Source organism: Methanosarcina sp. MTP4 (assembly GCF_000970045.1).
In the GTDB taxonomy this organism is placed as follows: domain Archaea; phylum Halobacteriota; class Methanosarcinia; order Methanosarcinales; family Methanosarcinaceae; genus MTP4.
This window is the reverse complement of sequence record NZ_CP009505.1, coordinates 701,545-728,537: the sequence shown is the minus strand read 5'-3', so window position 1 is coordinate 728,537 and position 26,993 is coordinate 701,545. Positions and strand designations below refer to the sequence as shown.

Annotated in this window: 30 protein-coding genes and 1 tRNA gene; 18 read left to right on the top strand and 13 right to left on the bottom strand. The window is 44.2% G+C overall.

Annotated elements, in window-relative coordinates; translation table 11 throughout:
* Nucleotides 1-183 precede the first annotated feature (183 nt).
* From MSMTP_RS03320 to MSMTP_RS03300, 6 genes are all read left to right on the top strand, one after another.
* The gene (locus MSMTP_RS03320) at nt 184-1,917 is read left to right on the top strand and encodes a DEAD/DEAH box helicase (RefSeq protein WP_082090480.1); all 1,734 of its coding nucleotides are present in this window, start codon (nt 184-186) and stop codon (nt 1,915-1,917) included.
* A gap of 343 nt (nt 1,918-2,260) precedes the next feature.
* Nucleotides 2,261-2,428 carry a hypothetical protein gene (locus tag MSMTP_RS18910; RefSeq protein ID WP_156153661.1) on the top strand — a complete coding sequence of 56 codons (168 nt, stop codon included), beginning with the start codon at nt 2,261-2,263 and terminating at the stop codon, nt 2,426-2,428.
* Between the two features lie 215 nt (nt 2,429-2,643).
* A complete protein-coding gene (gene thiM, locus MSMTP_RS03315; RefSeq protein ID WP_048177813.1) occupies nt 2,644-3,429 on the top strand; it encodes a hydroxyethylthiazole kinase in 786 nt (261 codons plus the stop codon).
* 53 nt (nt 3,430-3,482) lie between these two features.
* Nucleotides 3,483-4,130 carry a thiamine phosphate synthase gene (gene thiE / locus MSMTP_RS03310; protein ID WP_082090705.1) on the top strand — a complete coding sequence of 216 codons (648 nt, stop codon included), beginning with the start codon at nt 3,483-3,485 and terminating at the stop codon, nt 4,128-4,130.
* 446 nt (nt 4,131-4,576) lie between these two features.
* A complete protein-coding gene (locus MSMTP_RS03305; protein WP_048177811.1) occupies nt 4,577-6,505 on the top strand; it encodes a hydantoinase/oxoprolinase family protein in 1,929 nt (642 codons plus the stop codon).
* Between the two features lie 256 nt (nt 6,506-6,761).
* Nucleotides 6,762-7,463, top strand: a complete 702-nt coding sequence (locus MSMTP_RS03300; RefSeq protein WP_048177810.1) for a metallophosphoesterase — start codon at nt 6,762-6,764, stop codon at nt 7,461-7,463.
* A gap of 85 nt (nt 7,464-7,548) precedes the next feature.
* On the opposite strand, the gene MSMTP_RS03295 is transcribed toward MSMTP_RS03300, so the two are convergent.
* Together MSMTP_RS03295 and MSMTP_RS03290 are read right to left on the bottom strand one after the other, a co-directional pair.
* Nucleotides 7,549-7,962 carry a putative zinc-binding protein gene (locus MSMTP_RS03295; RefSeq protein WP_082090479.1) on the bottom strand — a complete coding sequence of 138 codons (414 nt, stop codon included), beginning with the start codon at nt 7,960-7,962 and terminating at the stop codon, nt 7,549-7,551.
* Between the two features lie 233 nt (nt 7,963-8,195).
* On the bottom strand, nt 8,196-8,696 hold the full coding sequence (locus MSMTP_RS03290; protein ID WP_048177809.1) for a metallophosphoesterase: 501 nt from the start codon (nt 8,694-8,696) through the stop codon (nt 8,196-8,198).
* A gap of 805 nt (nt 8,697-9,501) precedes the next feature.
* Between MSMTP_RS03290 and queC the strand changes: the two genes are divergently transcribed.
* Nucleotides 9,502-10,197, top strand: a complete 696-nt coding sequence (gene queC / locus MSMTP_RS03280; protein WP_048177807.1) for a 7-cyano-7-deazaguanine synthase QueC — start codon at nt 9,502-9,504, stop codon at nt 10,195-10,197.
* A 143-nt stretch (nt 10,198-10,340) separates the two neighbouring features.
* Nucleotides 10,341-10,901 (top strand): DUF366 family protein, encoded by a 561-nt coding sequence (locus MSMTP_RS03275; RefSeq protein ID WP_048177806.1) that lies wholly within the window; start codon nt 10,341-10,343, stop codon nt 10,899-10,901.
* Here MSMTP_RS03275 and MSMTP_RS19610 read toward each other — a convergent pair.
* On the bottom strand, nt 10,898-11,140 hold the full coding sequence (locus MSMTP_RS19610) for a hypothetical protein (protein ID WP_197076204.1): 243 nt from the start codon (nt 11,138-11,140) through the stop codon (nt 10,898-10,900). The two genes, MSMTP_RS03275 and MSMTP_RS19610, sit on opposite strands and share 4 nt — an antisense overlap.
* Here MSMTP_RS19610 and MSMTP_RS03270 point away from each other — a divergent pair.
* The 4 genes from MSMTP_RS03270 to MSMTP_RS03255 all read left to right on the top strand — a co-directional run bounded on the left by MSMTP_RS03270 (nt 11,028) and on the right by MSMTP_RS03255 (nt 14,813).
* Nucleotides 11,028-11,810, top strand: a complete 783-nt coding sequence (locus tag MSMTP_RS03270; protein ID WP_048182588.1) for a 7-carboxy-7-deazaguanine synthase QueE — start codon at nt 11,028-11,030, stop codon at nt 11,808-11,810. The two genes, MSMTP_RS19610 and MSMTP_RS03270, sit on opposite strands and share 113 nt — an antisense overlap.
* Nucleotides 11,810-12,163, top strand: a complete 354-nt coding sequence (gene queD, locus MSMTP_RS03265; RefSeq protein WP_048177805.1) for a 6-carboxytetrahydropterin synthase QueD — start codon at nt 11,810-11,812, stop codon at nt 12,161-12,163. Before MSMTP_RS03270 ends, queD begins: the two co-directional genes overlap by 1 nt.
* 340 nt (nt 12,164-12,503) lie before the next feature.
* Nucleotides 12,504-13,430 carry a nitrogenase cofactor biosynthesis protein NifB gene (gene nifB / locus MSMTP_RS03260; RefSeq protein WP_156153898.1) on the top strand — a complete coding sequence of 309 codons (927 nt, stop codon included), beginning with the start codon at nt 12,504-12,506 and terminating at the stop codon, nt 13,428-13,430.
* Between the two features lie 465 nt (nt 13,431-13,895).
* On the top strand, nt 13,896-14,813 hold the full coding sequence (locus tag MSMTP_RS03255; RefSeq protein WP_048177803.1) for a radical SAM protein: 918 nt from the start codon (nt 13,896-13,898) through the stop codon (nt 14,811-14,813).
* Nucleotides 14,814-14,910: 97 nt separating this feature from the next.
* Here the strand turns inward: MSMTP_RS03255 and MSMTP_RS03250 are convergent, their stop codons facing one another.
* Nucleotides 14,911-15,084, bottom strand: coding sequence for a 4Fe-4S binding protein (locus tag MSMTP_RS03250; RefSeq protein ID WP_048177802.1), 174 nt, complete (start codon nt 15,082-15,084; stop codon nt 14,911-14,913).
* Between the two features lie 260 nt (nt 15,085-15,344).
* On the opposite strand from MSMTP_RS03250, the gene MSMTP_RS03245 reads away from it, so the two are divergent.
* Complete coding sequence (locus tag MSMTP_RS03245) at nt 15,345-16,325, top strand: methanogenesis marker 2 protein (RefSeq protein ID WP_048177801.1); 981 nt, start codon at nt 15,345-15,347, stop codon at nt 16,323-16,325.
* A 143-nt stretch (nt 16,326-16,468) separates the two neighbouring features.
* On the opposite strand, the gene MSMTP_RS03240 is transcribed toward MSMTP_RS03245, so the two are convergent.
* Both MSMTP_RS03240 and MSMTP_RS03235 read right to left on the bottom strand, forming a co-directional pair.
* The gene (locus MSMTP_RS03240; protein ID WP_048177800.1) at nt 16,469-16,804 is read right to left on the bottom strand and encodes a hypothetical protein; all 336 of its coding nucleotides are present in this window, start codon (nt 16,802-16,804) and stop codon (nt 16,469-16,471) included.
* 443 nt (nt 16,805-17,247) lie between these two features.
* Nucleotides 17,248-17,643 (bottom strand): pyridoxamine 5'-phosphate oxidase family protein, encoded by a 396-nt coding sequence (locus MSMTP_RS03235; protein ID WP_048177799.1) that lies wholly within the window; start codon nt 17,641-17,643, stop codon nt 17,248-17,250.
* 299 nt (nt 17,644-17,942) lie between these two features.
* Between MSMTP_RS03235 and MSMTP_RS18905 the strand changes: the two genes are divergently transcribed.
* From MSMTP_RS18905 to MSMTP_RS03220, 4 genes are all read left to right on the top strand, one after another.
* Nucleotides 17,943-18,101 carry a hypothetical protein gene (locus MSMTP_RS18905; RefSeq protein ID WP_156153660.1) on the top strand — a complete coding sequence of 53 codons (159 nt, stop codon included), beginning with the start codon at nt 17,943-17,945 and terminating at the stop codon, nt 18,099-18,101.
* 23 nt (nt 18,102-18,124) lie between these two features.
* Nucleotides 18,125-18,439, top strand: coding sequence for a DUF5611 family protein (locus MSMTP_RS03230; RefSeq protein WP_048182585.1), 315 nt, complete (start codon nt 18,125-18,127; stop codon nt 18,437-18,439).
* A gap of 69 nt (nt 18,440-18,508) precedes the next feature.
* Nucleotides 18,509-19,021 carry a chorismate pyruvate-lyase family protein gene (locus MSMTP_RS03225; protein ID WP_082090477.1) on the top strand — a complete coding sequence of 171 codons (513 nt, stop codon included), beginning with the start codon at nt 18,509-18,511 and terminating at the stop codon, nt 19,019-19,021.
* A gap of 186 nt (nt 19,022-19,207) precedes the next feature.
* Nucleotides 19,208-19,279, top strand: a tRNA-Thr gene (locus MSMTP_RS03220).
* Between the two features lie 250 nt (nt 19,280-19,529).
* On the opposite strand, the gene MSMTP_RS03215 is transcribed toward MSMTP_RS03220, so the two are convergent.
* Both MSMTP_RS03215 and MSMTP_RS03210 read right to left on the bottom strand, forming a co-directional pair.
* A complete protein-coding gene (locus MSMTP_RS03215; protein WP_048177463.1) occupies nt 19,530-21,014 on the bottom strand; it encodes an IS1182 family transposase in 1,485 nt (494 codons plus the stop codon).
* Between the two features lie 437 nt (nt 21,015-21,451).
* A complete protein-coding gene (locus tag MSMTP_RS03210; protein WP_048177798.1) occupies nt 21,452-22,048 on the bottom strand; it encodes a hypothetical protein in 597 nt (198 codons plus the stop codon).
* A gap of 500 nt (nt 22,049-22,548) precedes the next feature.
* Between MSMTP_RS03210 and MSMTP_RS03205 the strand changes: the two genes are divergently transcribed.
* Complete coding sequence (locus MSMTP_RS03205) at nt 22,549-23,022, top strand: hypothetical protein (protein WP_048177797.1); 474 nt, start codon at nt 22,549-22,551, stop codon at nt 23,020-23,022.
* A gap of 164 nt (nt 23,023-23,186) precedes the next feature.
* On the opposite strand, the gene MSMTP_RS03200 is transcribed toward MSMTP_RS03205, so the two are convergent.
* From MSMTP_RS03200 to MSMTP_RS03180, 5 genes are all read right to left on the bottom strand, one after another.
* Nucleotides 23,187-23,552 carry a hypothetical protein gene (locus tag MSMTP_RS03200; protein WP_048177796.1) on the bottom strand — a complete coding sequence of 122 codons (366 nt, stop codon included), beginning with the start codon at nt 23,550-23,552 and terminating at the stop codon, nt 23,187-23,189.
* Nucleotides 23,553-24,050: 498 nt separating this feature from the next.
* Nucleotides 24,051-24,797 (bottom strand): hypothetical protein, encoded by a 747-nt coding sequence (locus tag MSMTP_RS03195; RefSeq protein WP_052718257.1) that lies wholly within the window; start codon nt 24,795-24,797, stop codon nt 24,051-24,053.
* 650 nt (nt 24,798-25,447) lie between these two features.
* Entirely contained in the window at nt 25,448-25,864 is a 417-nt protein-coding gene (locus MSMTP_RS03190) for a hypothetical protein (RefSeq protein ID WP_048177795.1), read from the bottom strand.
* Nucleotides 25,864-26,370, bottom strand: coding sequence for a winged helix-turn-helix domain-containing protein (locus MSMTP_RS17820; protein WP_156153659.1), 507 nt, complete (start codon nt 26,368-26,370; stop codon nt 25,864-25,866). The genes MSMTP_RS03190 and MSMTP_RS17820 overlap by 1 nt, the downstream gene beginning before the upstream one ends.
* 267 nt (nt 26,371-26,637) lie before the next feature.
* Entirely contained in the window at nt 26,638-26,952 is a 315-nt protein-coding gene (locus MSMTP_RS03180; RefSeq protein WP_197076130.1) for a hypothetical protein, read from the bottom strand.
* Between the last annotated feature and the right edge of the window lie 41 nt (nt 26,953-26,993).

Sequence of the window (26,993 nt, the reverse complement as noted above, 5' to 3'; positions counted from 1 at the left end):
GCCTGTGAGAACCTGTCCTATGGAACAGGTGGTTCTAACTGTTACGGGAAAGACCTGTCGTAAGTTAGACTGCAGGGTATGCTTCAAAAGATGTCATAACCGGCAAAATTCGGAACCAGCATATTTGAAAGCGGGATCGCTATCAAATTCGGAATAAAAATACTGTCAACTTAGAGTGAGTACATGGAAAAATTAGCAAAATTTAAGGAACTTGGACTTTCGGAAAGCACATTGAAAGCCCTACAAAAGAAAGGTTTTGAAGAACCAACCCCTATTCAGGAAAAAATTATCCCTCTCTTCCTGGGAGGAGAATGTGACATTATCGGACAGGCCCAGACAGGGACCGGTAAAACAGCAGCATTCGGGGCCCCCATTATCGAAAAAATTCCTGAAAAAACAGGAAAGGTCCAGGCAATAATCCTGACCCCTACCCGGGAACTGGCAATTCAGGTCTCGGAAGAACTCAACTCCCTTAAAGGAGGAAAGAACCTGCAGATCATTCCGATCTACGGGGGACAGTCCATGACCCGGCAGCTCAGGATGCTGAAAAGCGGAGTGGACATCGTTGTGGGAACCCCCGGAAGGGTCATTGACCACATCCAGCGAAAAAGCCTGAAACTTGACAACATTTCATACTTCGTGCTTGACGAAGCCGATGAGATGCTGAACATGGGTTTCATCGATGATGTGAAGGAAATCCTGAAGGCTTCAGGGCCTGAAAAAAGGATGCTCTTCTTTTCCGCAACAATGCCTAAACCGATCCTCGGCATTGCGCGGAAGTACATGCAAAACTACGAGCATGTTTCCGTAAGTAACATGGAAACTGTCACGGACCTGACCGAGCAGATCTATTTTGAAGTCAGGGAAGGCGATAAGTTCGAAGCCCTCTGCAGGATTATCGATATCGAAGAGGAGTTCTACGGACTGGTCTTTTGCCGGACAAAAAACGACACCACCCAGATTGCCCAGAAACTAGGGGACAGAGGCTATGCCGCTGATGCCCTTAACGGGGATATGAGCCAGCAGGAAAGAGAAAAGATCCTGAACCATTTCAGGAAACAGAAGCTCAACATCCTGGTGGCAACCGACGTTGCAGCAAGGGGAATCGACATCATGGACCTGACCCATGTAATTAACTACAGTCTTCCCCAGGACCCGGAGTCCTACGTACACAGGATCGGAAGAACTGGCAGGGCAGGAAAACAGGGGACTGCAGTTACCTTTGTAACATCTAAGGAATACCGCAGGCTGACTTACATAAAAAAGAGTGCGAAATCCCAGATCAAAAAAGGTATGCTCCCCGAAATAGAAGACGTTATAAAAGCCAGGAAAGCAAGGGTGAAAAACGACCTCGAAGCCATCATAAAAGAAGGTGGACACGAGGACTTCCTTGAGATGAGCAAAACCCTTCTGGAAGAATATCCCGAAGAAATGGTCCTGGCTTCCCTTTTGAAATACACTTTCAAGGACGCCTTCGACGAGAGCAATTATTCGGAAATCAACGGCAATTCCTATGTCGACAAAACAGGAAAAACCCGGCTTTTCATAGCCATGGGCAAAGCCGACGACATGACTCCGACCAAGCTCTGCGATTTCATAAAGAACGAAGCCGGGGAAGAAGATATGAAAATAGGAGATATCGAGATCTTCCCCCACTTTTCCTTCGTATCCGTCCCATTCGCCCAGGCCGAAATCTTGCTGGGTATGTTTAAAAACAGGAAAAAGGGAAGAAAACCCTTTGTGGACATTGCCCAGGGAAAGAACAGGAAAAATGATAGGCCAAGAGGAAACTGGAAACAGAGAGATGGTGGAAAACAGGGAGAAGGCCGGAAACAAGGAGGAAACTGGAAAAACAGAGATGGTGGAAAACATGCCGGGAAACAAAAATTCAAAAAAGCAAGTAAAATCCCGGCCTGAGCTCTTATTGGCCTGACACCTCATTGGCCAGGCCTCTTATTAGCCAGACCTCCCATAATCCGGGTTTTCGGGGGTCACTTTGACCCCCCAATTAAGCCCTAATTTTAACCCCTACTTGACCTCAAAGTTAAATTCTAATTTTAACCCCTACTTGACCTCAAAGTTAAATTCTAATTTTAACCTCTACTTGACCTCAAATTAAATTCTAATTTTAACCTCTACTTGACCTCAAATTAAATTCTAATTTTAACCTCTACTTGACCTCAAATTAAATTCTAATTTTAACCCCTACTTGACCTCAAATTAAATTTTAATTTTAACCTGAGGCCCCAGAAGGTTAATTATGAACGTACTTCCCTCAGATGTTCCGACTTCCCTTGAAAAGACATCTGTTGAAAGTGACCCAAAAATCAAAGTAAACACACTTAGAGTAAGGGATATTTCTGATGTGCCATCGAAAACATTAGTAGAGAAACAGCAGAAAGTTACATACGTTAGCAGGGTTAAGTGACGCTTAGCTCCCGGAAATAAAGACCCGGGTTTTACGCTCAGATTATAAAAAGTGTTATACGGCAATGTTGAAGATGGTAAATCGGAACCATTTATTCCAATTGCAATGGATGAATGCTTTTTAGAATTTTCTTTCAGGAACAACATGCTGTGGGATCTGGCACCCTGGCCGGATTACAGACTAAGAAGCGCTTAAAACGTTTATCGAGGAATATCATGAAAGACCCGCTAAAAACAATAAGGGAAACAAAACCCCTGATACATCATATCACTAACTGGGTAACCATTTACGACTGCGCAAATATGACAAGAGCGATCGGTGCCCTTCCTGTAATGGCTCATGCACCCGAAGAATGTGCTGACATGACAAAGATCTCATCCGCTCTTGTGCTTAATATCGGGACCCTGACAGTTGAAATTATCGATTCTATGATTCTCTCCGCTACTGCTGCAAATGAGAAGGGGATCCCGGTAGTACTCGATGCCGTAGGGGTCGGGGCTACGAAGTTCAGGGATGACATGGCTGCGAAAATCCTTGATTCCGTTCAGATTGATGTTATCAAAGGCAACTATTCCGAAATCGCAAAACTGTCAGGCGAAAACGCCGCAACAAAAGGAGTTGAAGCAACTTCAATAGACGCAGATCCCGGACTGGTTGCAAAAGGACTTGCAAAATCAAAATCATGCACCGTTGTGATGACAGGAAAAGCAGACATAATAAGTAATGGGGAAAAGACTTTTATTGTAAAGAACGGGCATGAGTTAATGGGGTCAATTGTCGGGACCGGATGCATAGCAGCATCAATAATTGCTTCATTTGCGGCAGTAAATCCTGATTATTGTGACGCGTCCAGGGATGCTCTGTGCTACTTTGGAGTTGCAGGAGAACTTGCAGCCGAAAAATCAAACGGTCCGGGAAGTTTCAAGGTGAATTTGTATGATGAGGCATTCAACCTCTCAGATGAAACCGTAAAAAATAAGATGAATTTTGAAGAATGTTAATCCCGGAATTAAAAGTATCCGGAGAATTTTAATCAATAATAAAGATGAAATTTATGAACCAGAAAAAATTCCTGTTAGACGAGATTGACTTTTATCTTGTGACGGATTCCGAACTCTCAAGGAAAGGCACTTTATCCGATGTAGGGGATGCAGTTGAATCGGGCTGCAAGATTATCCAGTACCGGGAGAAGAACAAAAACACAAAAGAAATGATTAACGAGGCATCTGAAATCAAGAAAATATGCAGAGATAATGCGATATTTCTGGTCAATGACAGAATTGATGTTGCTTTAGCGGCTGGCGCCGATGGGGTGCATATAGGCCAGGACGATATGCCAATTGATATTGCAAGAAAACTTCTTGGTGCCGAGAAGATAATTGGCCTTACCGTCCATAACAGGGACGAGGCAATTGAAGCAGAACAAAAAGGTGCTGATTATGTCGGACTTGGTCCTATATTCGATACTTCAACTAAAAAAGATGCGGGAAAGGGAATTGGGCCTGATAGGATAAGGGAAGTTAAAAATGCAATAAAAATTCCTGTGGTTGCTATCGGCGGAATAAACAAAGAGAACTGCAGAAATGTAATCGAAAGCGGGGCTGACAGCCTGGTTGCAATTTCTGCAATAGTATGCAGTGAGGATGTAAAAAGAGAAACACAAGATTTTATTGAGATCATCCTGAAGCATAAAACCCCATAAATCGAAGAATCGATGAAAAAACATGTTATACCGATAGTTTCAGGGATGAAATCGGACTTTTATTTTCTGAACTCTCTTTTTCACGCTTAGCCCGGATCATCTCTGATCTCATTCGCCCGGCTTATTCAAAGAGAGTATTCACCGTGTTCATTCGGCTTACTCACATGGCTTATTCACATGAATTATTCCCAGAGTTTATTCGGCTTATTCACCAGGCTTATTTACCAAGCTTATTCACCAGGCTCACTTCACCCGGCAATACACCCGGATCAGCCTTGCAGGGCTTCTGATGCCGATTTGATAGTTCACAGTGAGAACCCGGGTCCGTTACTTTTATTTATTTTTCGAGATACCTAAATTACCATAAAACTTTATTATCACAAAACTTTACACAACCAATATGCAGCAAGCATTCAAATAAAAACAGAGTCAAAAAGGAGTTTAATATGCAGTACAGCCTGGGCATTGACGCAGGAGGCACCTACACCGATGCGGTGCTTATAAGGGATTCTGACGGCGAGATTGTCGATTCCAATAAGGCACTCACCACCTATCCCGACCTCCTGACCGGCATAAAAAACGTAATTGATAGCCTGAAACCGGAGTACCTTGAACACGTAAAACTGGTTTCGGTTTCAACAACCCTTTCAACTAACACCATTCTCGAAGGGACCGGTTTTCCGGTAGCCCTGATTCTCATCGGGGACCACCCCCTTGAAAAGGAACTTCCGACAAAGCACGTACTTTTCGCCGGCGGCGGGCACAACCATAACGGAGAAGAAGTGTCTCCCCTGGACCTCAGCGCAATCGAGAAATTTGCCCTGCAGGTAAAAGACAAGGTCTCAGCGTTTGCCATCTCTTCTTACTTCAGCACCCGGAACCCCGAACATGAACTGAGAGCCAGGGACCGGATCCTCGAGCTAACAAGCCTTCCTGCGGTCTGCGGGCACGAACTCTCCCAGGAACTGGGGGCTTACGAAAGAGCTGTAACCGCTTTCCTGAACGCCCAGCTAATCCCCATAACCCGGCAGTTCGTGCAGTCCATTATAACGGACATCAAAGCCCGGGGCATTGACGCAAGGCTCCTGATGCTCAAGTGCGACGGCTCGGTGCTGGGGATAAGGGACGCCCTGCAAAAGCCCATAGAGACCATCTTTTCCGGGCCCGCGGCAAGCCTTGTCGGGGCCTCCTACCTCTCAGGGCTTGAAAACTGCGCCGTGGTGGACGTGGGAGGAACAAGCACGGACATCTCCTCGATTTGCTCCGGCGTCCCGGACCTGAGCGATGAAGGAGCGGTTGTGGGCGGCTGGAAGACCCGGGTCAGGGCAATCCGCATGGAGACCACAGCCACGGGCGGGGACAGTCACGTCTGGGCATGCAACAGAGAACTTTTCATCGGCCCGAGAAGGGTCGTGCCTCTCTGTGTGGCAGCGGTGCAATATCCGGAATTCCTGAATACTCTCAAAAGGACGCCCATCCCCCCCAGAGAAGACCTCTGCGAGAACATCCAGCCTACAAAGTTTTTCGTGCGCTCGGGCTACCCTGCAGGCGAACTCAGTAAAGCCGAAGCCGAAATCCTGGACGCGATAGGAAGCGAACCCGTATCCGTCCCGGAAATCGCCCTCCTGATCAAAAAAGACCCTATGCCCCAGGTCTTCGACTCCCTCATCCAGAAGAGGCTTGTCCAGGCAATCGCCTTTACACCTACAGATGCCATGCACGTGCTCGGAGACTACACGGACTGGAACGAAGAAGCTTCCCGGGTAGGGGCCGAACGCCTTGCCCGCCTCATGCGCATGACCCCACACGAGTTCTGCAGCACAGTAAAACACAGGGTCGCACGGAATATGACCCTTCACCTGCTCTCCTATATCCTTGAAGGAGTCCCGAAAAGTTCCGTGGAAAAAATCCTTGACGGGGGCTTTCCCGCCCAGTTCAAACTTAATGTCCCGGTAGTCCTGCTCGGAGGCCCGGTCCGGGCGTTTAGGGAAGAAATGAAGGGGGTTGTAGACGCCGACATCCTTGTCCCCGAACACGCCGAAGTAGGAAACGCCGTGGGAGCTCTTGTTGGAAAGGGTATCAAAAGAGTGGAAATCCTGATCCGGCCCAAAAGCCTCACGGAACCTGACAGAAACTTCCTGGTCTTCTCCCCCACAGGCCGCCTGAAGTTCGAAAAGTACGTCGAAGCCCTGGATACCGCAACCGAACTCGGGAAAAAACTGGTCACAGACTACATGAAAGATTGCGGCCTGAGTGGAAAACAGGTTGAAATCTCCGTTGAGAAAAAGACAATGTCCCCCGACGGCTGGACCCATCCCCCGATGGAAACAAAGCTGCTGGTTGTGGGAGTGGGTGTGCGGGGAATCAACATATAAAAATACCCCATTGCCCCCACTTACTTTTTTCCAATCTGATTTTCCAATCTGATTTTCCAATCTGATTTTTCCACACCTGAAGTCTCTAATAATCAGGCCCCCGATAACCAAACATCTAATATTTCTCATTATTCAAACCTTTCACATCCATTACCCGCAGGGCTAGGAAAATATATAAGATAACACCGTTAACTAAATAGAAAGCAAAATATATCATTAGAGGAGAAATAAAAAATTAGAGGAGAAATAAAAAACTATGAAACTCCTTTTAATCGCAGACATCCATGCCAACTACGAAGCCCTGCAGACCGTCCTCAAAGTCCCCCACGACCGTGTCATCTGCCTCGGGGACATCGTGGACTACGGGCCTGACCCGGGCAAATGCATTGACCTCCTCCGGAAAGAAGAAATCCCTACAATCCGGGGCAACCACGACAATGCCGTTGCCTTCAAGATGGACTGCCAGTGCGGCTACAAGTACAAGCACCTCTCCATTGCGACCAGGGAATATACCTGGGAAGTCCTTGACGAGAGCCAGATGGAGTACCTGCAAAAGCTCCCTCTCGTCCTCAAGGAAGAGATCGACGGAAAGAAGCTCTTTTTAACCCATGCCAGCCCCCGTTCCATGTTTGAGTACATAAAACCCGATACCCCGGACGAAGAAATCCGGAAAATGATCGAGGAAGCAGCAGAACCGGTAGATGCCGACATCCTCATAATAGGCCACTCCCACACCCCCCTTAACCGAAGACTCGGGGACCTAACCATAATCAATCCGGGCTCCGTGGGCCAGCCAAGAGACGGGGACACCCGGGCGGGCTGTGCGGTCTTTGATACCGAAACAGGGGAATTAGAACTCCTGCGCCTCGAGTACGACATAGAAGCCGTTTGCGCAAAGATCGAAGAAAGGATGCCAAACGCAGACGAACTGACCGCAATCCTCAGGAGAGGAAGCTGAAAAAAAGCGGGAAAAGAAGTGTACAAGCTTTTCACAAGCTTTTTATTCCCCACTCATTTTTAAGACCACAAGGGGGAAAAGGCATTCACACTTCCCGAATCGCCCTGATAATTTTTTCAACATATTCGTTTTTTATGTCCGAAGGCCTGGTTTTTTCAATCCCGAGTTCCGTGACCATAAGGGAACAATCGGCCTGTAAGCCCGCTTCCTCGAGCTTTTTCGTGGCACAGCGGTCCTCACAGCCGTTCAGGGCAAGAACCCTGAAACCTTCGGAGAGCGCATCTTCGGCAGCATCAGCCCCTTTGTGTGCAGCTGCAGCCCTGTACACGTTAGGCCTCCTGAAAGCAAGAGTGCTGGCAGCCTGCATGGTGAGCTTTCCAGTATTTGAAAGGCCCGAACAGGCAAAAATAAGGGTTCCCCCGTTTCCCCTTGAAGGTGCATCATGTCCTTTCTCAGTTCCAGATTGAGCTTCAAGAGCATTTTTTTCCGCGGCTTCCATGATATTAAACCTCTGAAATAAGCTGTTTCAAAATGGATTGAAATAGTATATCCTCAAGAACTTATAACTTACTATTTTTTGCAGAAGCATGGAATTTCCAATTGTGACCTGCAAACCGGTCAGATGCTGTGGGAAAAGCAGGACCGAATCCGGAAAAGAAGCCGAAAAAAGGTGTTGAAAATAGGTGTTGAAAAACGTTTTTTAAAAGAGAACTGGAAGAAAGGCTGAAAAGCTCAGTCCAGGTCCAGTTCCGTGATCTCTACATTCAGGTTAGTGATCTCAACGGTTGCAACAGTGGCTTTTCCGGAAAGAACCCCACAGCATTCCCCGGGGTTAATTACAGGGGTCCCGTCAATCATTTTTACTCCGGGTTCATGGGTGTGCCCCCGTATAACCACATCAAAGACCTCACACTCGGCAATGGCTTTGACCAGGGTCTCATTTGTCCCGTGCAGGAGGGCGATATGAAGCCCATCAATGGTCAGATCTCCGAAATCCCCGCAGGAAACTGCATCAATTTCTTCGAGCCATTTCGTGAGGGTTACCCTGTCTCCGTCGTTGTTCCCGAAGACAAAATAGAGCTTCGGTTCCAGATCTTTAAAAGCCCTCACCGTGAAAGGAGAAACAATATCCCCTGCATGAAGTACTGCTTTTACCTGCTTTTTATTGAAATATTCCACCGCTTTCTGGATTGCTTTCAGGTTGTCATGTGAATCCGACATTATTCCGATCAAGCATTCCCACCTCCTACATAATATTAGACCTACTGGGATTTAAGAGATACCCTGAGTTCATGCCGTTAACAAGCTATTCAGGGCCATAGAGCCTTCCTTTAAGGACAATATCTTGCCCATACCTGAAATGAATCCACCGAAATGAATCACCTAAAATGAATCATCTAAAATGAATCACCTAAAATGAATCACCTAAAATGAATCACCTAAAATGAATCACCTAAAATGAATCACCTAAAATGAATCACCTAAAATGAATCCACCGAAACCAGGCCCAATTACAAAAACCACCGCTACAAAATTACGAAAAAGGAATCATTCTGAACCCATCCATGAATCTTCAAGCCATTAAGAACCCATCCATGAACCTTCAAGCCATTCAGAACCCATACATGAATCTTCAAGTTATTATGAAGCTATCAATGAACTTTCAAGCCATTCTGAAGCTATCCATGAATCTTCAAGCCATTAAGAACCCATACATGAACCTTCAAGCCATTAAGAACCCATAAATGAATCTTCAAGTCATTCAGAACCCATCCATGAACTTTCAAGTCATTCAGAACCCATAGTGACCCTCATTCAGAGGCCATTAATGAGCTACTCGGAGGCCTCTGCAGGAACAGCTATCTTTAAATAATAGATCTCAACACTACAGATATATTATCCAGAGAATATTTGTAGAATATCAGAATAGCATTTGAAGAGTATCAGAAGAACATTTAAAGAATATATACAGGGGACATATAGAATACTGAAATACGGCTCAAGAAGCATATTTTTACAATTGATTCAGTGATCACGGATGAAAGCGATACCCCTCCTCAGCAGCGGCCTGGATTCGGTTGCTGCCCTCTCGATTGCTGCGGAAAGCCTTGAAATTGACATGGCATTGACCTTTGACTACGGGCAGCGTTCCGCAGAGCAGGAAATCGAATACGCGCAAAAGGTCTGCGAACATTTCGGGATAGAGCAGCAGGTAATAAAACTGGACTGGCTTGCCGGGATCACCTCCAGCTCCCTGGTGAACAGGGATGCGGAAGTTCCGGAACTGTCCATTGAAGACATTTCTGGAAGCGCGCCTGCGGGAATTACAGAAGCATCTGCAAAGGCGGTCTGGGTCCCCAACAGGAACGGGGTCATGCTGAACATTGCGGCCAGTTTTGCCGAAAGTCGGGACTGCGAATACCTTATCGTGGGCTTTAACGGGGAAGAAGCCGGGACCTTCCCGGACAATTCCCTTGAATACGTCCGGGCCGTTGATGAATGCCTCTCCTACTCCACCCAGAACGGGGTAAAGGTGCTTGCCCCACTAATAGAGCTTGACAAGCCCGGAATCGTAAGAAAAGCCCTGGAAGCAAAAGCCCCCCTGGAATACAGCTGGAGCTGTTACCACGGTGGAAAAAAGCCCTGCGGCAGCTGTGAGAGCTGCAGGCGCAGGGAGCGGGCCTTCAGGGAAATCGGGGCAAAAGACCCGCTCCTAAAAAGAATGGGGCTTTAAAACCGGAACCCGAAAAACCGGGCCAAGAAAAACTCGCAGGAATTAATGGAGAATTCACAGGGATTTTCAGCATATTCAAGGAAAATTCACAGAATATTCGCGGAAAATTACAGAGAACTTACAGAATATTCACGGAGTATTATATGAAATCCATTATCCTATCCGAAAAGTTCGATTACGACGGGAGCCAGATCTCTTCCCTCTGGGCCTACAACAGCTTCGGGGTGCAGGAAGACTCCATCGTAGTTTTCAGGGGCTCCTGCGATGTCAAAATAGAGCACATGATCGACCTGGAAGACCGGCGGGCAAACGAGTCCATCTGGTCCGAAGACATGGTGAGCTTTATAATAGAACACTTCGACTCGACAGACCTGAAACTTATCTATGCGCGCCAGCGCCTTTTTACCGCAATCGTCAGGGAATACCTGGTTGAGCGCGGGATTGCAACCACAAGGGAAGGAGACGACCTTTTCCTGGAAGGGAAAAAACTGACCGTCTCAATTGCAAGCAGCTCCCCCGTGTCCCAGAAAATCCATTTCGGGATCAATGTTACCCACAACGTGTACGGCAACCTTGAAGAAGCCGGGATCAAAAAAGCCGAAGACATAGCCAGGCTCATGCAGGAGATAGGAGAATGCTACGTCCGGGAGTTTGAAGATATCGAAAAGGACCTCCGGAAATCCCGGCCTCTGGGAGTGGTTTAAGTGTACACATCAGAAATATCCGCTTCAGAAATTTCCCCTCCAGAGATACCCAGTTCAGGAAGATCCATTTCAGGAAGGTCAACCTCAGCAATCCCTGCATCAGGGCCAGGGCCAGCCACTGAGCTGCTGTCGCCCCTATGCAGGGAATCAGCCCCTATCAGGGAGATTTTTTGTTCAGTGCAGGGAGAAGGCCCATACGTGGGAGCCAGGCAGGCTTTTGTCCGCTTTTTCGGCTGCAACCTGAACTGCAAATACTGCGACACGGACTTTTCAAACCCCGGGACCTGCGATTATGAGAAGGGAGAAGGCAGCGGTAGCTTTGAGAAAGCCCAAAACCCCATCAGTGCCTTGCAGCTCAAAGACATGCTGCAGCCTTTCAAGAACCTGCACTCGGTCTCCCTGACAGGAGGGGAACCGCTCCTGCACACAGACTTCATTGAAGAGCTGGATAAGCTGGACTTATCTGCGCCCCTTTACCTGGAATCCAACATGACCCTTCCAGAGCAGGCCAGGAAGGTAAAGGATAGAGTCGCATACGTGGCGGGGGATTTCAAACTCCCTGAAGCCCTCGGCCTGGAAAATCCGGAAGCCAGGGAAACCAGGGAAGCCCATATTGAAAATACGATTGAATGTTTCAGGACTCTGAGAAAAAGCGAGACCAGGGACTGTTTTTGTAAGATAGTGGTAAGCAGGGATAGCGACCCTGCAAGCGTAGTTTCAGCGGTGGACGCAATCGCAGGGTATGTGTCCTGTGTAATCCTCCAGCCGGAAACAAGAATTGAAAGCCCGGAAGTCGGGATAAATACGCAGTCTTCAGTACGGACCCTTATAGAACTGCAAAGTATGCTGCTTGAAAAAATAGATACGCGCATCATACCTCAGACCCACAGAATGTGGGGGTGTTTATAATGACAAAAATGAGATTAGGAATTATTGATTACATTGACAGTGCCCACTACCTTCCGGGGCATGGCAAATGCGGAAGGGTGCACGGACACACCTACAAAATAGAGGTAGTTATAGAAGGGGAAGTCGGAGAAGGCGGGATGGTCATCGATTTCTACGACCTGAAAAAAGGTATAAAGGAAACCCTGCAGGAATATGACCACGTACTCCTCAACGACCTCATCGAGTTCCCGAGTTCCGAACACCTCTGCCAGAACATCCACGCCCGTCTCCACAAAAAGTTCGGTTTTCCCCTCAAGGTAAGGGTCTGGGAAGGAGAGGGGAAGTGGTGCGAGATGGACAACTTTTCGGATTGAGATCCACCTTTCTTTTTTATTTTTCAGGATTTCGATCGGAAAGGAAGGATTTTGTTCTACACGACCCCGAAATTGAAGTGAATTAGAATCTTGGAGTGAATTTAAATCCTGTATATTAATTATATATAAATGGAGTGATTTTATTACCAGGTGCTTTTTGCTCAAAATACATACAGGAAGTAAAAACAATTCCACAATATATATCAAGGGGCTGCATTATAATCTGCTAAGAGATTTTGAAATTTCCCAATAGGGGGTTTTACTTCAGCTTTAAACTCCGAACGGAGGAAACATATTGCCAGAAGACACCAATCCTGATACTGATACTAACAATACAATAATGGATGAAGAACTCCGGAGAAAGATCGCGGAACATCCCTGTTATGACAAGAAGGCACAACACAAGTACGGGCGAATCCACCTGGCCGTAGCCCCCAAATGCAACATCCAGTGTAACTTCTGCGTCCGGGAATTCGACTGTGTGAACGAGAGTCGGCCCGGAGTCACCAGCAAGGTCCTGAGCCCGGAAGAGGCCCTTGAAAAGACCAAGCTGGTGTTAAAAGAGTATCCCTTCATCAAAGTCGTGGCAGTCGCAGGACCAGGTGACCCTCTTGCCAATGACGAGACCTTCGAGGCCTTTGAGCTTATCAGGAAAGAGTTCCCTGACATTACTCTCTGCATGAGCACGAACGGGCTGATGCTCCCGGAAAAAATCCCGGATATGCTGAGAGTGGGCGTCTCCACTTTGACGGTGACGGTTAATGCCATCGATCCTGAAATCCAGGCGCAGATCGTGGACCACATCGTCTACCACGGAAAAGTCTACAAGGGCGTTGAAGCCGCAGAGATCCAGATCAAGAACCAGCTTGATGGCATAAAGGCGGCCGTTGAGGCAGGAATCGTATTAAAGGTCAACACTGTCCTGGTCCCCGGGGTCAACGACAAACATGTTGTCGAGATAGCAAAAAAACTCAACGAACTCGGGGTCTATATCATGAACATCATGCCCCTTATCTGCCAAGGTGCCTTTGCGGATAAGGAACCCCCCACCGCCGAAGAAAGAAAAGCCGCCCAGGCATCCTGCGAACCCTATGTAATGCAGATGCGCCACTGCAGGCAGTGCAGGGCTGACGCCTACGGGCTCCTTGCCCAGGACATGTCCCAGATGAGCGAAGAACGCAGGGAAGTCATAAAGATCCAGACCAAAGAAGAGATGGAAAAAGCAAGAGAGACCCTGGCCAAAAACGGCAAGGAAGAAAAAGACTGAGAAAATAAGATTGAAGATTTTAGACTGAAATCTGAAGTCTAAAATCTTCAATCCGAAGGTCTAAACAGACATTATTCAGATTAAGGAATCCTAATTTTTTACAGGTACATTTTTTTTGCCGGCTCAGCCTTTGACACCATTGAGCCGGAGAAATTCAACTTTTTTACAAAAGAAACTGCATAAGCAAGCGTTCTGAAAACCCGGCACCCGGCAAAAAGAGCCATAAGCATCTTATTTTAGATTTTCTGCCCCGACCCTTATTTCAGCAAAATTACCTGTGAAAGGATTGAGGCTGCTTTAAGTCAGAAACGGGCTTAAACCGGAAAAACCTTGAAGCCACAGAAAACGGATGCTTTATATATTATGCATAATTATGCACAATCGAGAAGAAAATACGCATTCTTTGCTATTCCCGGGTGCATCCGACCCCTCGCGCCGGGACCTTTAACTGCCGGAGGAAAAAACTTGTCCGAAAAAGAAAACGTCACTTTTGACAGAGAGCGTTATAGAATCATAGCCGAGCACCCCTGTTACAGCGAAAAGGCCAGGCACAGGTTTGGGAGAATGCACCTTGCCGTGGCCCCGAAGTGTAATATCCAGTGCAACTTCTGCGTCCGGGACTTTGCCTGCGTAAACGAAAACAGGCCGGGAGTGACCATGGAGGTCTTAACCCCAGCCGAAGCCCTTGAAAAAGTAAAGCAAGCCCTTTCCGATTACCCATTCATCAAAGTGATAGGCGTTGCAGGGCCTGGCGACCCGCTGGCAAACAAAGAGACTTTCGAAGCCCTCCGGCTTGTAAGGGAGGAGTTCCCGGACATTACGTTTTGCATGAGCACAAACGGACTCGTGCTTCCGGAAAAACTTCCGGAGCTTGTAAAGCTTGGAGTTGCGACCCTGACCGTGACCATCAACGCCGTCGACCCCGAAATCCAGGGGCAGATCTGTGACCATGTCAATTACCACGGCAAGACCTACAAAGGAGTCGAAGGGGCAAAAATCCAGATCAAAAACCAGCTTGAAGGTATCGAGGCCGCTGCAAAGGCAGGGCTTGTTGTCAAGGTTAATACCGTACTTGTGCCGGGGATCAACGACCAGCACATGGTGGAAATTGCAAAAACGATCCGGGAAAGGGAAGTGTACATAATGAATATCATGCCCCTGATCCCCCAGGGAGCTTTCGCCCACATAAGAGCCCCGACCCCGGAAGAGCGCCAGGCTGCCCAGGACGCCTGTGAACCCTATGTCAGGCAGATGCGCCACTGCAGGCAGTGCAGGGCTGATGCCTACGGCTACATTGACCAGGACATGACCCAGATGAGCGAGGAGCGCAGAAAGCTCATCAAAATCCAGACCGAGGCAGAGATGAAAAAACAGCCTCGATAAAAAGGTTAATAAAAGAGCGGAGTCAAAAAAACTCCGCTAAAGGGTTTTTAAAACAGTTTATAAATCTGCTTAAAAGGGTTTATTTTACTCAAAAGGTTTATTCGACTGTGATGGCGCCGTTCGGGCAGGCATCTTCGCATGCACCGCAGTCAAGGCACTCATCTTCATCTACAACTGCAAGGTCGTCTTTGAGTTCGATTGCAGCTGCAGGGCATTCGTCTACACATGCTCCGCACCCGGTGCAGGAGTCAGCATCGATTTTTGCTACCATTTTTTTCATTCCTCGCAAGATAGTGGGGTATTTATATATATTTGTAGTAATATAAAGCCGACATAAAGGATAGAATAATTTCATAAAAAGCTGTCGCTTCTACTCTATCAGCACAAGAAAGAAAAACAAATAAAGGATAACCGGAGTATCGTACTGGTTAAAAAATTGCGCAGATTTTCGCAAAGCAAAGCCCTTATCGGGTTTGCACCAAAACTTACCAGATAATTTTACAAATAATAAAAACAACAGGAAGCTTTTGATTGGATCTTGAAGAGCTTGCAGAAGGGATAAGGAATTTTGAAGGGGTCACCCGCAAAAAACAGATTGAAGACATAGTCTCGATCTTCGAGACCGTCCGCCCGGAGTATAAGGACGCTATTGTGGACTTCGGGGACGATGCGGCGGTAATCGACATAGGAGGGGATGACGTAATCCTCTTTGCAGCGGACGGGATCTGGGGAAGGCTGCTTGACGCAAGCCCCTGGTGGGCGGGCTACGGTGCCGTGGTCGTAAACGTTAATGACATCGCAGCCATGGGAGGAAGGCCCCTTGCCATGGTGGACATAGCTTCCTCAAAAAGCGATGCTTCCTGCAAGGAACTGATGGAAGGCCTGGCGGAAGGGATCAGGAAGTTCGGGGTTCCCGTCGTCGGAGGGCATGTGCACCCTGACACAAACTACACCTCCCTTTCCGTTGCAATCATCGGGATTGCGAAAAAGGACTGTATAATCCGCAGCGACACCGCAAAGCCCGGGGACCTTGTTATTGCCGCCTACGACATGGACGGGAAGATTGGCCCGAACTCCCCTTACAGCTGGGATACCACCTCCTACAAGGAACCGAAAATTGTCAGGGAGCGCTACCTGGTGACCCGGAAGATTGGGGAGCTTAAACTCGCAAGTGCAGGAAAAGATATCAGCAATCCTGGCCTCGTAGGCACCCTGGGCATGCTCTGCGAGACGAGCAGGGTCGGAGCCTCCATGGACCTGGAAAAAGTCCCGAGGCCCGAGGACGTGGACTTCACCCAGTGGTTAAAAGTGCACCCCGGAACAGGATACGTCTTCACCGCAGTGCCGGAAAAAGCAGAAGAGTGTGTAAAAGTCTTTGAAGAAGCGGGACTTACCGCCGCAGTAGTCGGAAAAATCGAAGAAGGGTCAAAACTCGATATATACGACAGCACAGGCAAAGTTACGGTTTTTGACTTTTCAAAGGACAGCATTACAGGCATCAGTACCGGATAAGCCGACGCTTCAGCCTGCTTTCAACTGCTTCCTTTTTCCCCTCCTGCGGCCTGACAATGAAACCTTACAAATAACGATAAAGACTGATCAGCATTTATCAGCATTTGCCAGCATTTATCAGGATCGGGGTTAATAAAAGTTTATTAGGCTTTATCGGGATTTTTCGAACCTGCCGAATCACCCGCAAGCCAGGAATTCATTTCCTCATAGAGGAATTTCTCCGCAGCCTGGACCTGTTCCAGAGAACCGCGCAAGACAAGGACTTCCCGCTCCTCACTGTTTGCAATTTTTACCTGCATCTTTCTGATGATAGGTTCAAGGTCGAATTCTTCCACAAGGTCGTAGATGATAGACAGCAAGGTGCCGGGGGGGATAACAAGGTCATAGAAACCCTCCAGTTCAACGTTTTCCCCCTCTTTTGCTTCTCTTTCCGCTTGTTTCTTTGCGATTAAATCGTCCAGGTTCAGTGTTTTGCTCATCTTAGGGTCACCTTCTCATTTGTTTTTCCTGTTACCCAGGTCAAAATAAACAGCAGTCTTTTTTCATAAATTACATTAATTAAATGAGTTAATGCAGTAATTATCAATTTTCTTTTTAGTATGAGTTTTATTGATGCTTTTGATCATATTTATGGTTGATTCCTGTATTCCTGTCAATTCCTCTTTATGACCACTAATCCACATAGTTATAAAGGTTAGCAAGCTTCCTTCCGGAAATAAACGACAGAGACAAAGAAGAAAAAAGCGGGTCTGAAAGGAAAACCGAATTTAAAGGTTGGAAAGGCAAGAAATACGGGAGAAAAGAACCTGAAATAACCTGTTCCGGGATTTGAAAACCCGGAACCTGATAAAAAGCCCTCTTTTGAGAGGGCATACCTGATAAAAAAACTCAGAAAAACAGTCCCTTTGTAAAAACATCTTTTTTACGTGATCTTTTCTCCGGCATTGGGGGGACTTAAGCTGTAAATTTCTTCTACGTGGAGGAGGGCCGCCCCTTTAGGCTTCAGGTTTGCCATTTTGGAGGCAACCCACCCGTTGATTTCATTCATGAGAGGGCCCTCGGTAACCAGTTCAATGCTCCCCTTTATTTGATAAGCTTTGGGGGGCAGGTAAGCCGTTACTGTTGCCTTTGGGTTTTCCTGAAGGTTTGCCAGGGTCTTTTTCCAGAACACGTTGGCCATAACCAGTGTTTCATCGTCCTGGGCTTTGACAAAACCCATCAGGCATACGTTCGGTACCCCGTTTTTATCAGCGGTCCCCAGGGAGGCAACCTGCTGGTTTACAAGCGCTTCTTTTACATCTGCTGGAAGTTTTACCATTATCCTATTCCCCTATTTGATTTGATTTTCGTTCAATTTCCAGGTCAACGGGTGCTATTTAAGCTGCACTCATTAGCTGTGCACCATATCTGTGCATCATACCTGTGTATCATACCTATGCACCCATTACATGTGCATCATTACCTGTGCATTAATTTATACATCCTGATCTTTTATGCAATTTACGCAACATAATATAGAGCAAGGGAATAAATGCCTGACGAAACTTGAAAAGGAAAAGGGCCTCTTAAAAAGCTAAAAAAGTCGGAAAAGGCCAAAAGGAGCCGGAAAAATGAAAAATGGACCTGGTAAAAAAGCCGGTAAGACCCGAAAAAAACCGAAAAAAGCCGAAAGATGCCGAAAAAAGCCTGAAAAAACATTATTTACCAGGTAGATTTTCAGGCCCGGCTGTACCGGTATTAAGGGGTTTCGCTCTAAGCAAACTTTATCTGAGATGAAAATCTCTTATAAGAGGATAGCCATGCAGCAGTACAAGTTAAAACGCGGCTTTAAGCCCGAAATCGAAAGAATTTACTCGGTAATGCAGGAATGCTTCCCGGGAGAAATTGTAAGGGAAGGAGATGTCCTTGAGACAGCTTATGGGGCAATGGCAAAGATCACGGTCTCGATCGAGAATAAGAAACTTGTCGTTGATACTGTTTCCAACCCCTCGATGATGGACGATGAGACTATCCTGCAGACGAACAGGTATTTCCGGGACTTCCTCTACAAGGCTACCGGCTACACGGGAAAAGAACGCCTCAAGCAGGCAAAAAAAGAAGTCAGTGGCAAATAAACCGCCGGACACGAATAAGCTATTTTATAATTTCCGGCACCTGAAAGCCCCTAGCCCGAGGTATCTTCTTTGAACACCGATTTTCTGGAAAAACTAAAGAGCCTGGAGATTCCCACCTGCCTCCGGGTCTGCTGCGGGACAGACGGCTCTGTCACCTTTCTCCTTGAGATAATGACCCGCCAGCCCGTGGAAGTCAGGACCGAGTCCCAGCACATAATCAAGGCTGACAGAGAAATGGCTGCCCTCCTTGGAGTAGAAGAAGGAAGCGAGGTAAATGACAGGAAGGTAAGGCTCTATGCAGGCGGCACGGTCTTTGTCCATGCAAGGTCCCTTTCCCCTCTTGAGCGCATGCCAGGGACCATGCGAGAGCAGCTCATGAGTGCCGACATTCCCATAGGCAGGATCCTGCGCAGCCACGCCCTTGAGACCCGCCGCGACATGGCAGAACTTGAAATCCTGGAAAGCGAACCCACTTTCGACGGCATCCCGGTCCTTTCCCGCACCTATAAAATCGTCCACGACAACCATGTCCTCATGTGGATCAACGAACGCTTCCCCATAGATGAGCGCTGGAAACTCTGAAAACCGGCCAACTCAAAAATAAATATCAAAAAGACAGGCATATTTACCCCGCCAGTCTTTCAAGTTTTTTTACGAACCGAACGAGATTTTAAAACAGTAAAGAGATTTTTGCGCCATAGAAACAATTCCAGTCGAAACCTTTATATCTCTGCTGTGATATTTTGGTGATGCTCTTATAGCAACAGTGCCTTGGTGGCTTAGGGGTATAGCGCGTCCTTGGTAAGGACGAGGTCGCGGGTTCAAATCCCGCCCGAGGCTTAAATCAGTTCAAAGCCTTCATTCATTAGAAGGCTTTGACAAATAAAAAATAACCTTTTTTTTCAAAGTTCTATTATTCCTGTACATTCTTATTTTGACAAAATCAAATTTCTTAGCAAAAGCTTTCTTCCCCTTTATCAGCAACAAAATACAGCCATTCAAGCTGTCTCAAAACCATTTTGAATTCTACAATTGGGTAATATCCATTTCCATTTCAATTTTTATTCAAAAAAAGATCAGTTTTCATTGATCAACGTACCATACTTGCCTTTCTTGCAGTAATTCCCCCTTTATTCCTACATTCATTTCCTCTCCCGGTTATCATATTCAGTATTTCCTTCAGGCTTTTTCCTTCTCTTTTCATGAAATCTGCTATTTTCTTTATGTTGTGTACAGTACACATCATAAGAAACTCAATTTTTGTCTTCCTTTTCCCTCTCAAAAGAAATTCCCTGAATCCTCTATCCTGTTTCATCTGGCCAAACACAGGTTCTACAGTACACATTCTTTTCTGATACTGTTCCGTTCCTTCTTCTGTATTCAGTTTAGCCCTCATATTCTCCATGAGGTACTCCCTTGGATCTCTTGATATTGTCCTGTTTTCACTCTCAGTACATGCATTTTTTAACACACACAAAGAACAATACTTGCAGACATAATACCGTAAATCTGGCTCATCATTCCTTTTTTGGATTCTTGTAAATGGGATTTCAAAAGCAGCAGGGCAATAATAACAGTCCTTTTCCGGATCATATTTAAAGAGAGATTTTCTGAACTTCTTTGTTTTTCCCCTTTTCTCTACTTCATAAAAGTTATCAGGAATATAAGCATCAATTTCTTGATCGAGTAAAAATTTCACATTATCATATGAAAAATAACCTGCATCTGCCAGCACTATTGTCGGCTTGTATCCCAGTGTTTCCTTTACATTTTCTATCATTGGTACAACTTGATGCAAGTCATTTTCTTCATCGACAACGTCTGATGCAACGATTATTTGTTCCTTTTCATCAACAGCAACCTGACAATTATAGGAAGGTTTCTTGCTTCCATCTTTATGCTTCATAATTTTAGCATCGTTGTCTGTGATGTTTACTTTTTTTAACTTTTCTTCGTCAATTTTTTTCATAGCAGCTTTGATTTTCTCTACTCTTTTCTGCTTGTTAACCAGTTCTTCTGGCACCTGGTACGGTGTCGAATCACCATAAATTTCGTCTTCCTGTTTATCGATCTCAATGCTTTCTTTGAGTATCTTATCGATCTCTTTTTTGAGAGCGTCGGAACTTTTACTTTGTCTTGGTGAAGCGTTTGCCTTAACCTTTGTTCCATCGATCGAAATACTGGAACCAATCATATCCATTTCCTTACAAAACGTGACAACCTGTGAAAATATTTCTTTAATAGAGTCAAGATGAGTTGAACGGAATCGACAAATAGTGCGGAAATCAGGTTTTTGCATAGCTGCAAGGTACATAAAAGCAGTATCAGTTTGTGTCATTTGCTCTATCTTGCGTGAACTTCTAATGTTTATAAGGTACCCGTAGAGTAAGATTTTTAAAAGAAATCTTGGGTGATAGGCAGGACAACCTTCCTCAGAGTAAGTGGACTCAATATCACTGATATCAACGAGATCTATGAGGTCGTTTAACACTCTGGCAATATGGTTTTCAGGAACAAACTCTTCCAGGCTTAATGGAAGTAAAAATTGCTGCTTTTGATCGTACTTTTTGAACATGGTGAAACACTGGAATTAATTTTCTCAAATAGTGTACTTAGATGTAATACATATTTTTAAAAAGATAAATATTCCTAATATTTCTTACCCAAATGTACGATCAAGCATAGTTTTGAGACAGCCTGCATTTCCCCTTTTTCCCCTTTCTCCTTTTCGACATCATGTTCCTTTCTCCCTCCCCCCGAACCCGCCCTCTAAGCCTCTGAACCCTTCGACCTAACTCGCCCGAAACTCCGGGACCAGGCCTTTGTACCTCCCGGAAAAGCTCAGCCCCTCCGATCTGGCGGCTGCCTGGCTCCTAGCCCCTGAGAGCATAAATTAAGGGAGCATGAAGAAAAACAACTATAAGCACCCATTCAAAAAAAGCGAATGTAGGGTAAATCTGAAGGCCGTTTTTAAGATGGGAGGCAGCCAAGTCGGGCAGTTCCTGGAGAAGCTCAAGGACTTCGGGCTGGTCGTATAACTTGAGGTAGCTTATTTTCACGATTTTCCTTCTCCATTTTAAATTGTTTATATATTTGGTGCAGCCAATGAAAACCTATGAATATAAACACAATTGTAAAAAAGATAGTAGTGATTTTTCGTGTGCTTAAATTGAGATACCATGATTCGTATGCACAGAGAAAATATAAACTGCCAAAAATAAAATCTGCTGTAATCCAATGAGGTCTATATACAGTTCTCTTATTATTCTTTTCCAAGTAGTTTTCCCAACCGAGGTCTCCAAAAACAGGGTCATAGACACATTTATCGAGGTTACTGTTTAGCCTGTAAATAGAATTTTCGATCTTTCGGATATACTCACTAGCGTTCAAGATTGCAGCAGTTTCCGCTTTATAACGATACGCGTTTGCGACTATCAGAAAAGGCAAGACAAAAAATAATTCATTAACTTCATATTTAAAAACAAATCCTAAAATAATAGTAATCCCACCAACACCAAGGGAAAGAGTCTTGAAATTTTTTCCCATTTTATCTAAGATCTCTTCTCTTAGACTTTTGTATTCTTCAAGTAAAAAATCTTCTTGAAACATATTTCCCCTCGTTTATATATTTACATTGATTTGATAGACTAAGTGGTATATTCAGTTACACATGATGTTTACAAAGAATAAAATATTTTAGAACTTGTAAGTCATCAATTTGGATTTCCTTGATGTTTACATGTTCGGACTTGTACCCATTTGTATTCGGTCAATACGAAAGATTGCAGCAGTAGCTCTCCAGAACATGTTTTCCCAGGATCTGTAAATCTTAACCTCAAATAACCTTCCGGCCCTTCTCCCCTTTCTCCCCCCTTCTCCTTTTTGTTACCCTTGCTCCTCTCTCCCTCTACCTTTTCTTTTCTCGAACCCGTCCTCTAAGCCCCTGAAACTTTCGACTTAACGAGCCACCGCAATAGCTCAAGCAGCCGGAGTTTGAAAAATTCTGGAATTTCGGGAAGTTTGTTATATATTTGGAATAGAAGATATTTTGCCGAAACAAGGTAAAATAAGGAAAACAAAATCAAGATCATAGAATCGGAGGAATTTTTATGAAACACTCGAAATTCGTATTATCCTTTCTTTTAATACTTATGATGATTTTCGGAGGAATCCTTGTCATCTTTACCGCTTATTCCTCTAACGGAGGAAGCTTTATCACCTGTTATTCATCCAACTATACATCAGAAGTATATACTGAATTCGAGGAAAGAAACCTGACCGGGAATGTGTTTCTGGAAGAGGTCAGAGCTTTTGATGACCACCTTGCCTTCTTATTTATCCCTGAAGACCAAAATGAAACCGCCAATTACTACTTTAGCTTCGAAATCAAAGAAAACGGGACCACTCTGGAAAGTGCTGAGAAAATCCATTACGAGGAAGTTTCAACCCGCACCCCAATTATAATGAGGGTCCCGAAAAATCCAGATACCAGCTATGAAATCGAAGCCCTGATCGAAGACGAAGATGGAGTTGAAGTGCACAAAAGCAAAACCCGGATAGGGCCCCAAAATCAAGAACCTTGAATTATAAAATAGGACCCGCTCCAACAATAAAGAAGGGTATGAAGAACCCTTCGACCTAACCCGCCCGAAGCTCTGGACACGACCGGGCCTTACCTGTCCTGATTTCTGCCATGGGATTGATTGAAGGCAGAGCATGAACAGGGTTTAGAGGCACGGCTTTCCATTCAGTCTTTTTCCAGTTCCTCTTCAAGGTTCATGAACTCATCATAACATCTGATACAGATGTATTTATCCTCAGGACATTCTTCTTCAGAGTCCACCTTCGGGCCCCCGGGTTTTGTGGTTCCGAACTTCAATATATAGAAGTGCTCTCCCAATTCGACTGGCTGCCCACATCTCGAACATAAGAAGGGCGGATTCTCAATCGAATCAGCTGCACATTCCATGCATATCAGATCGGACTTATCCCCGTGAACGTCCTTGAATTTTACTGGTTTCATTTCCTGGCTGGTATCGACGACCATTACGTCTTCCAGCAGTTCCCGCCCACATATATTGCAAAACTCTTTCTTTTTGTCGCTCCCCTTCATTATGTTACCCCTATTCCAGAGAATTTTTCATAAAATCCAGTATCAAACCCGAAAGAGGTTTTATTGTTTCCCCGTTTTTACTCCGTTTTATTCCCCCTCTTCGGATCCGGGCTAATTTATATCAAATAGGATATTTAAAAATATGGGTATATTAATCTGTTGTCACTTGATTCAGTATTTTCCAAACCCGGGTTTTCCTTTTCATCCCCGGAAATTTTGCACAAAAATTTTACAGAAAGGTTTGAGTATTGAAAAAAGACGGCTTAAACACCAGGTTCTGTGATTTTGCCAGCAAAACCACTTCTTTGCGGCTCCGGATCGTAGCATGTCCCTGGTAAGGATGAGGTAGCGGGTCCAAATCCCACCCGGGGCTTTTTACTTTTTTTATTTTTCTTTTATATACTCAGGTTCAAAGCCTATTTTTCTCAGGAGTATCCCCTCCATTTTATAGTATCAAAGGGGATACAACCATGATTTTTGCAATAACATCTCTTCGGTTTACGGATGGAGCAGTTCATTACACTTCGGACAATTGGGTTCTTTACCACTCCATTTTATATCCAGAAGGGGGATAAACCCATGATCCTTACAATAGTATTTGTTTGGATTTGAACTTACATCTCCGGAGAGGACCTCTGCCCCACATCCCGTTAAAATATGAATTGTTTCATCAGGTGAATCTAATTCATTTTTACTATCCAATACATTTTTATAAATTTTCATTTCAGAGTCCATTGGAAAGATATCCGAAATTTCGTAAAGTCCATATTTAAGTTCATCTAACGCTTCATCATATTTTCCAAGTTTGCATAGGGATAGAGCCTTAAATTTCAACGCGTACTTATAAGACATCCAGTTATTTTTTTTCCATACATACGCTTTATTTATGGAAGTATCGAATGGCATGCGATCCAGAACATCATCAAAAACATCTATTGCACTACCAGCTTTTCCAATTTTGTAAAGAACCATACCTTTAATTAGCCAGCATTCAGTAAACTTTGGATCTTTATCAATTTCTTTGTTAAGAAAAGATAGCATTTCATCAATAGTATGAGAACTCTCGTTTTCCAGCGGATAATTCTCATTTAACATTAAAGACTCGATTAAGCCAATTACTTTATTAGGATCATTTTTTTCTTCTGTTACCCCTAATTCAGTTCCCGATGATTCAGCAGATTCGTTTTTATGTGCCAAGTTATTCTCTGATTGGCCAGGTTTATAATCGTCATATTTTTCAGTCATAAAATCAGAACCTTATAGATTGATACATTAGAAGTCATTTTTTCATCCAGTTTATGCGATTGATATATTAAAACTCCTAAATGATAAGGGATTGCACAGTTTCCACTTAAAACAAATAATTCACCATTCTTTTTCAGCTTTACTTTTGGATTTAACCTCTCACTTCATACTTTAATCCCCCATGCTCTCCACAGAAATTAAAATGTATCTTAGAACTTCACCTTAAAACCCATGTTGTAATCCTGCCTGAAATTCTCAATTCACAACCTTAACCTTCAGACCATAGAAATCATACTATTCATCCGGATAAAATGCTGGTAGATTGTGGTTTTATATCTCGTTTTAGTATATGATTAATAATATCTTAATATTCGTATATAATTCGGCCCGAACACAAATGCATTGCTAAAAACCTTTTTGTAAACCTATTCACAACTGCAAAGATTAAACGAAGCTCTGGGACCAGGCTTTTGTAGCTTCTGGAGAAGCTCAGTCCCTCCGATCTGCCTGCTGCTTGGCTCCTGAAAGTCCCTGAGAGCCTGGACTGAGTGAGCATTTGTGGATTTACAGAAATGGTATATAGACCTATTTTCTTGGAAATAGATGAAACTGCAAAAAAGATTGATTAAAAGAGAAAGAGAAAGAAAAAGTTAAAGTTTCAACATTCCTTTCTCTCTAAGATAGTTTCCGGGACCAGATGTGCTGAAAGCAGTTGTTAAAATGAGTTCTAAAGGTTCTAATATTGATATTCCATTTTCAAAGCAATCTGCTAACAGTTTTAATCCGTCTTCAATTTTTTCAAAATGAAGCGGTTCAATTTCAACTGTTGTGTCACCACTTTTTAGTTTCTGAAACCGATCGATCAATGCACCATAACTATTGTTTAATACAAACTCTGCTAATAAGAAATCAGGAGAAAATTCAAATCTGTATGTGCGGCCCATAATTCCGTAAGCTGCAGAAAATAAATAGATTTTTCTCTCGATGTTTTCTTCTTTTTTCATTGATGTTTCAATTAGTCTTAATTCTTTAATAATCTCCTTTACAAAGAATCTTTTTTGTGTCATTACGTTGCCCCCGATGGACTATAACTTGATCTGGGTTCGCTACAACGGAAGTCATCTGGAAGATTAAAAGAAGTATCACACCATAATGGCTTGTGAATTTCAGTTGAAAAAGAATCTGACCAGTTAGACATTTCAAAGTTCCTATTTAAAGAAATTTTTGTAGCAGATGTTTCAACGGAAAAACTTTTGCTCTCAATGTATTCATGGATTTCATATAGCACATCATCCCCAAGCATTTTTTCAATTAATAGATTGTTAAGCTGCTGAATGTTTTTAATAATTGGAGATTCATGATTCATGCTATAATATGTTAAATTTCCTGCTCTCTTTGATTTAATCAGACCCCATTCTAAAAATTTTTTGATTGATTTTATGACTGAGGGTCTGGACACGCCGACCTCCTCGGCAAGTTCAGTCACATTGAATTCTATCCCTTCTAGAGGCAATAGAAATTCAATTATTCTCAACTCACAGTTATTTCCCAATAAGCCTTCGAAAGGTTTCATGAGATCCCACATCTCCGATAAATTATCAATATTTATGTGTAAAGGAAATAGAACTCATACACTTGAAGAACAAAACCAAGTACATGTGACTCGTCAAAATTATTGGATTTACACATATACTTCATTTCCACTTTTGGTTTTTAGTTCACTGCGTAAGTCCAAGTAAGAATCAAGTGTACATATGCATACAGGTATATACATTTACATCTAGCATTACTAGTATAAAACAGTTTGCAGATTATTTTTTACACAGGTGTAAAAAATAGTTTACAGCTTTCTAATCTTACCTTTTGTAACCGAAAATCCATGCGAGTCTAAAGCATAGATAGCTTTTGGAATATCCGATATGAAATATTTTATATCCTTTTTCTTAATTTGAGTAATGTATCCATGACTTATAAGTTCCTTAATAACATCTTCGTATTTTGCGGATATTTTTTTTGTAAGAATTTTATCTAGTTTTTTAGAATTATATCCTCTATTGTCCCTAAAACATCTGTTCGAATATAGAATATTTAGAACAAGGAGTGCATCAAAGGAAAGACTACAAGACATAATGACAATAGGTAAAATCATCTTCATATATAAATGTACTCAGTTAGAAGGAGAAGATCCCTGAGAAG